The 598-nt window shown below is 63.0% G+C and carries 1 protein-coding gene; it reads left to right on the forward strand.

The window, feature by feature from the left end; all coding sequences use genetic code 11:
* Nucleotides 1-598, forward strand: a 598-nt coding sequence (locus C5Y96_RS27475) for a hypothetical protein (RefSeq protein WP_158261333.1), incomplete at both ends; no start/stop codon positions are given.

A 598-nucleotide genomic window follows, 5' to 3' on the forward strand; every position in this document is an offset into this window, starting at 1 on the left:
GCAAGAGATAGGAGATCATTACTCCCGGCTTTCCAGCGCCGACTTTACGCAGGCGCGACGAAAGGCAGGCTACGGCAGCCAGGCCAACGTCGAAGCGCCCGCCAAACGTCCGGCCGAACAACCGGTCGTCCATGGCGCGCATCCAGCCGCTTCCGGCGCCCAGTCGCCGGGGCCGCTCGACTATGAAGCTGGCGTCGCTCCCTCGGGACTCAATTACTTCACGCAGCGAGTCGTCGTCGATCCGATCGCCGTCGCTCGCTACATCGGCCAGGGACGCAACCTGTACGCGATTGTAAATCTAACGCGTCTGCCAGGAGACGACCGCAGCGCCTTCTATCGCGAGGCGACCGCGCAAGGAGCCGTACCGATCTCGGATAACCAGTTGGTGCTGGATGACCGGAGCGGCGCTCCCTTTGAAAAGTCGATGCGATCGATCTGGGGGCGCGACGCGGTGATCTGTCTCGCCAGCCGGGCCGCCAAGTTCGCGTTTGTCGCCCACGCGCTGCGGGTTGCAGATCGGCTGACCTATCCTAGCGAACTGCTGGAATCGCTCTATACGAAATCGTCGGGCGCAAACGAGGACCTGTTCCAGGAAGTC

The sequence above is a fragment of the Blastopirellula marina genome (assembly GCF_002967715.1).
Lineage (GTDB): Bacteria > Planctomycetota > Planctomycetia > Pirellulales > Pirellulaceae > Bremerella > Bremerella marina_B.